The following is a 5125-nucleotide window of genomic DNA, read 5'->3' as shown; positions in this document are numbered from 1 at the left end:
GTGTTGCGGTGGCCGACGCGCTAACGACGCTGTGCGGCGTCGCGCCGGGTCTCAAGTGGCCGAACGACGTGCTGGTCGACGGCGGCAAGCTGGCCGGGATCCTCGCCGAGGTTGCAGCGCCGACGTCGGTGATCGTGGTCGGGTTGGGGCTCAACGTGACGCTGACCGCCGAGGAAGCGCCCGACCCGGCTGCCACCTCGCTGCTGATGCTGGGGTCGTCAGCTACCGATCGAAACACGTTGGCGCGCAAGATACTTGGCGAATTGGCGGTGCGCATCGACGCCTGGCGCGGCGCCGGCGGCGCCGACGCGGCGCTGGTAGCCGATTATCAGCGCTACAGCCTGACCCTGGGTTCTCGGGTGCGGGCCATCTTGCCCGGCGATCGGGAAGTGGTGGGCACCGCGCATGCCGTCGATGAGACGGGCCGATTGTGCGTCGACACCGGTGGTCAGACCGTCGCGATCTCCGCCGGAGACATCACGCACCTACGTTCCAGCGACTAAAGTGCCAGCGTGGGCTACCCCGGCCGCTATCCCGAAAAAGTGTTGGCCTCTGGCGAACAGGTGGTCGTGCACCGACACCCGCACTGGAAGCGACTGTTCTGGCCGGTCGTCGTGCTCATCCTGGCGAGCGCGGCGGCGTCGTTCGGCTCAGCGGTCGTCAACGCCACCAACTGGGATCCGAGCGCCAAAAGGATCATCTTCGCCGTCATCGGGGCGATCTGGTTGGTCGTCATCGGCTGGCTGACGCTCTGGCCGTTCCTGAACTGGCTGACAACTCATTTCGTGATCACCGACCGGCGAGTGATGTTCCGGCACGGAGTATTGAGCCGCAGCGGGATCGACATCCCGCTGGCCCGGATCAACAGCGTGGAATTCCGGCATCGGCTGATCGACCGGATACTGCGCACCGGCACCCTCGTCGTCGAGTCGGCGTCACAAGACCCGTTGGAGTTCTACGACATTCCGCGCGTGGAGCAGGTCCACGCGCTGCTGTATCACGAGGTTTTCGACACCCTCGGGTCCGAAGAATCGCCCAGCTGAGCCAACCGGTTACGGCGCGACCGCCAAGCCCGCAGCAGCGTGACCGTGCCGCCTTCTTCGTAATTGTCCTCGAGGACCTCGGCGATCCCGCCGGCGGTAAGGGCCGACTCCAGCGCCTTTTCCTGGCTGCGACCCAATTCGTCGGGGAACACCCAGCGCCGGAACGCCCAGAAGCGGAACGCCATCTGCAGCAGGTTGCCGATGATGTAGGCCGAGACGAAGTCGGCGACGTTTTCCACGGTCAGTGACACCGTCGGCACCCGCAGACCGAAGACATAGCTGGAGATCCACAGCGGCGCCATGCTCAGCAGCACTCCCACGCCGCTGACCGCAAAGAACAGCAGCGCCTCGTGGTGACGCTCCCGACCACCGCGGTCCCGGAAGCTCCACTCCCTGTTCAAGACGTAGGACGCGATGACCGCGACGATGCCTGAGATGACCTTGGCGGTCACCGGCTTGGGCTCCAAAATCGTCAGCTTGAGGGTGTAGAAGATCGCTGAGTCGATCACGAACGTCGTGCCGCCGACGATCGCGAACTTGATCAGTTCGTGATGGCGTTCGGCGTAGGGACGGATCGGCCGCGGTAAGCGCGCGATCGTGGCATCGGCGAAGGACACAATGTCGCAGTGTACGTACTACCCGTTACGCGTGCCCAGCGACGGTGTCACCGCCGGTAAACACCCCGTTCAACGGCCATGACACCATAAATGCCGTGCCGAGTACCCCCACCGCTGCGCCGCTCGTCGCGATGGTCGGCGGCGGCCAACTCGCCCGGATGACCCATCAGGCGGCGATCGCCCTGGGTCAGAGCCTGCGGGTGCTGGCCGCCAACCCCGACGATCCGGCCGCGCAAGTGAGCCCGGATGTGGTGATCGGCTCGCACACCAACCTCGACGACCTGCGTCGTGTCGCTGCCGGCGCCGACGCGCTGACCTTCGACCACGAGCACGTCCCGATCGAGCTGCTCGAGAAGCTGGTCGCCGAGGGGGTCAACGTGGCGCCGCCGCCGGAGGCGCTGGTGCACGCCCAGGACAAACTCGTCATGCGGCGACGATTGGAGGCGCTGGGGGCCCCGGTGCCGCGCTACGCAGCGGTCGAAAGGCGCGACGACCTGGACAGCATTGCTGCGTTCGCCGCGCGTATCGGCGGCCCGATCGTGGTCAAGGCGGTCCGGGGTGGCTACGACGGTCGCGGGGTGCAGATCGCGGCGGACCTGGCGCAGGCCCGCGAGATCGCGGGGCAGTATCTGGACTCCGGTGTGCCGGTGTTGCTCGAGGAGCGCGTTGCGATGCGCCGCGAGCTCTCAGCGCTGGTGGCGCGCTCGCCGTTCGGGCAGGGCGCGGCCTGGCCGGTGGTCGAGACCGTGCAGCGCGATGGCATCTGTGTGGTGGTGATCGCGCCGGCGCCGGCGCTGAGCGCCGACGTCGGGGCCGCGGCCCAGCAGTTGGCGCTACGGTTGGCGGCCAAACTCGGCGTGGTCGGCGTGCTGGCCGTCGAACTGTTCGAAACGGTCGATGGGCAGCTGCTGGTCAATGAGCTGGCGATGCGGCCGCACAATTCCGGGCACTGGACCATGGACGGGGCGCGGACCAGCCAGTTCGAGCAGCATCTACGCGCGGTACTCGACTACCCGCTCGGCGATACCGACGCCACCGTCCCGGTGACGGTGATGGCCAACGTGCTGGGCGCCGCGCAAACGCCGACGATGACGGTCGACGAGCGAATGCACCATCTGTTCGCGCGCATGCCCGATGCCCGGGTTCATCTCTACGGCAAGGGCGAACGACCGGGCCGCAAGATCGGCCACGTCAACTTCCTCGGTGATGATGTCGCGCAGCTGGCGAATCTGCGCGAGCGCGCCGAGCTGGCGGCACACTGGTTGTCACACGGGCAGTGGACGGACGGATGGGATCCGCATGACTAGCGCCGACGACGATCGACAGGGCAGTGCGATCCGAAAAGGGCGGGAGGAGCGGCGCAGATGACCAAAGCCCCCCGCGTCGGGGTGATCATGGGCAGCGACAGCGACTGGTCGGTGATGGCCGACGCCGCCGACGCGCTGGCCGAGTTCGACGTGCCGTACGAGGTCGGCGTGGTGTCGGCACACCGCACTCCTGGGCGGATGCTCGACTATGCGCAAGGCGCTGCCGACCGCGGGATCGAGGTGATCATCGCCGGCGCCGGCGGTGCTGCCCACCTGCCCGGCATGGTGGCCTCGGCGACGCCGCTGCCGGTGATCGGCGTGCCGGTGCCGCTGGCGCGGCTCGACGGTCTGGACTCGCTGCTGTCCATCGCGCAGATGCCGGCTGGGGTGCCGGTGGCCACGGTGTCGATCGGGGGCGCGCGCAACGCAGGGCTGTTGGCGGTGCGCATTTTGGCGGTTTCGGATCCGGCGCTTCGGGGCCGGATCGTCGCGTTCCAGGACCAGCTGGCGGAGTCGGTGCTGGCCAAGGATGCGGCGCTGCAGGAGCGTCAGGGTAAATTCACCGGCGAGTAATAAGGAGGCCAGGATGGCACAGTGGGCCGGGGACCCGTCGTTTGATGTGTACAAGTTGCCGGAGGAGCACGACGAGCTGCGGGTGGCGATCCGCGCGCTGGCAGAAAGGGAAATCGCTCCCTACGCTGCCGAGGTCGACGAGCAGTCCCGGTTTCCGGACGAGGCGCTGGCGGCGCTGAATACGTCCGGTTTCAACGCCGTTCACATTCCCGAGGAGTACGGCGGTCAGGGCGCAGACTCGGTGGCGGCCTGCATCGTGATTGAGGAGGTGGCCCGCGTCGACGCCTCGGCCTCGTTGATCCCCGCCGTGAACAAGCTGGGCACCATGGGCCTGATCCTGCGCGGTTCGGAGGAGCTGAAAAAGCAGGTGCTGCCGGCACTGGCCACCGACGGGGCGATGGCCTCATATGCGCTTTCTGAACGAGAGGCCGGCAGCGACGCGGCGTCGATGCGGACTCGGGCCAAGGCCGACGGCGACGACTGGATCCTCAACGGCACCAAGTGCTGGATCACCAACGGCGGCAAGTCGACCTGGTACACGGTGATGGCGGTCACCGATCCGGACAAGGGTGCCAACGGGATCTCGGCGTTCATGGTGCACAAGGACGACGAGGGATTCAGCGTCGGCCCGAAGGAAAAGAAGATGGGCATCAAGGGCTCACCGACCACCGAGTTGTACTTCGAGAACTGCCGCATCCCGGGCGATCGGATGATCGGCGAGCCCGGCACCGGGTTCAAGACCGCACTGCAGACCCTCGACCACACTCGGCCCACCGTCGGTGCCCAGGCAGTGGGCATCGCGCAGGGCGCGGTGGACGCGGCGGTCGCTTATACCAAGGACCGCAAGCAGTTCGGCAAGTCGATCGCCGAGTTCCAGGGCGTGCAGTTCGAGCTGGCCGACATGGCGATGAAAGTCGAAGCGGCCCGGCTGATGGTCTACACCGCCGCTGCCCGCGCCGAACGCGGCGAGCCCAATCTCGGATTCATCTCCGCGGCCGCAAAATGCTTCGCCTCCGACACCGCCATGGATGTGACCGAGGCGGCTGTGCAGCTCTTCGGCGGCGCCGGCTATACCACCGACTTCCCCGTTGAGCGGTTTATGAGGGACGCCAAGATCACCCAGATCTACGAGGGCACCAACCAGATTCAGCGCGTGGTGATGTCACGGGCACTGCTGCGTTGATTGCGTTGCGCTCGGCCATGATTCGCTGAAGCCGATCGGCAGCCCTAGTTCGCTTACGCCGCGGCATCATCGCGCCGCGATCACTGCGCTCGCGGACTGCCGACGGCGGCAATTTGAGTTTGCCTGTGGGCACACACAATTGGGGGACGAGCAACTTGCTGCCCGGCGCCGTGCGATAGATATGGCCGGACGGTGAGGTCCAAATCACGGTACCGTCGGCCAGCTGTTCATCGCGCCATCCGGTGGTGCCACTCCAGAAAGTCTTGAGCAAGTGATGTTTTCGGCACACACACTTCAAGTTGGACGGATGGGTAGGCCCACCGTCGGTGTACGGGATGGTGTGGATGCTCCTATGCAGCGTCAAGTGCCTGCGTTGTTGGGTTTAGGTCGGCTTGGAGTGCT

General features: G+C 66.5%; 6 protein-coding genes. 5 read left to right on the top strand and 1 reads right to left on the bottom strand.

Going from position 1 to position 5125, the window contains the following annotated elements; translation table 11 throughout:
- The coding region (locus tag WAN71_RS11065) for a biotin--[acetyl-CoA-carboxylase] ligase (RefSeq protein WP_422225368.1) at window positions 1-503 on the top strand (503 nt) is incomplete at its 5' end.
- Window positions 504-512: 9 nt separating this feature from the next.
- On the top strand, window positions 513-1043 hold the full coding sequence (locus tag WAN71_RS11060; protein ID WP_422225367.1) for a PH domain-containing protein: 531 nt from the start codon (window positions 513-515) through the stop codon (window positions 1041-1043).
- On the opposite strand, the gene WAN71_RS11055 is transcribed toward WAN71_RS11060, so the two are convergent.
- The gene (locus tag WAN71_RS11055) at window positions 998-1660 is read right to left on the bottom strand and encodes a GtrA family protein (RefSeq protein ID WP_422225366.1); all 663 of its coding nucleotides are present in this window, start codon (window positions 1658-1660) and stop codon (window positions 998-1000) included. The two genes, WAN71_RS11060 and WAN71_RS11055, sit on opposite strands and share 46 nt — an antisense overlap.
- A gap of 86 nt (window positions 1661-1746) precedes the next feature.
- On the opposite strand from WAN71_RS11055, the gene WAN71_RS11050 reads away from it, so the two are divergent.
- From WAN71_RS11050 to WAN71_RS11040, 3 genes are read left to right on the top strand one after another with little or no spacing between them, the layout of a single operon-like run.
- Entirely contained in the window at window positions 1747-2967 is a 1221-nt protein-coding gene (locus tag WAN71_RS11050) for a 5-(carboxyamino)imidazole ribonucleotide synthase (RefSeq protein ID WP_422225369.1), read from the top strand.
- Window positions 2968-3024: 57 nt separating this feature from the next.
- On the top strand, window positions 3025-3540 hold the full coding sequence (gene purE / locus WAN71_RS11045; RefSeq protein WP_422225365.1) for a 5-(carboxyamino)imidazole ribonucleotide mutase: 516 nt from the start codon (window positions 3025-3027) through the stop codon (window positions 3538-3540).
- Window positions 3541-3553: 13 nt separating this feature from the next.
- Window positions 3554-4723, top strand: a complete 1170-nt coding sequence (locus WAN71_RS11040) for an acyl-CoA dehydrogenase (RefSeq protein ID WP_422225364.1) — start codon at window positions 3554-3556, stop codon at window positions 4721-4723.
- The last annotated feature ends 402 nt before the right edge of the window (window positions 4724-5125 follow it).

The organism is Mycobacterium sp. (assembly GCF_049280035.1).
In the GTDB taxonomy this organism is placed as follows: domain Bacteria; phylum Actinomycetota; class Actinomycetes; order Mycobacteriales; family Mycobacteriaceae; genus Mycobacterium.
The sequence above is the reverse complement of the archived record's forward strand: the minus strand, read 5'-3'. Positions and strand labels throughout refer to the sequence as shown.